1 pseudogene is annotated in these 375 nt (G+C 55.7%); it reads left to right on the top strand.

Annotated features, from left to right (window positions below):
• A pseudogene (locus CHH60_RS29435) lies at nt 1-375 on the top strand (hypothetical protein); the annotation flags it as partial.

The raw sequence follows: 375 nt of genomic DNA, 5'->3' as shown, positions 1-375 counted from the left end.
AACGGGAACACCAGGGACATCTCCAGACTACACGTTGTTGGCGGGTGCAGGGGCGACAGGAGTAACTGGTGCAACGGGCTTGAGTGTCACAGGCAGTACTGGGGCAACGGGTATAACTGGAGCTACAGGAGTAGGTTTGGGTGGAGTGGTACCATTTGATCCGGCTGTGGCTCCGACATACCCAGCGGGTCAGGTAGTTACATTTAACGGCGGTACGTATATTGCGAATGTCGCTGCACCAACGGGAACACCGGGAAGTTCTCCGGACTACACATTACTGGCGGGAGCAGGGGCTACCGGCGTTACTGGAGTTACTGGGGTTAGCGGTGTTACCGGAGACACGGGTATAACTGGGGCAACAGGAATTACAGGTAT

The organism is Paenibacillus sp. 7523-1, assembly GCF_002276415.1.
GTDB lineage: Bacteria > Bacillota > Bacilli > Paenibacillales > Paenibacillaceae > Paenibacillus > Paenibacillus illinoisensis_A.
Note: the sequence above shows the minus strand (reverse complement) of the source record. Positions and strands in the feature narration are given on the sequence as shown.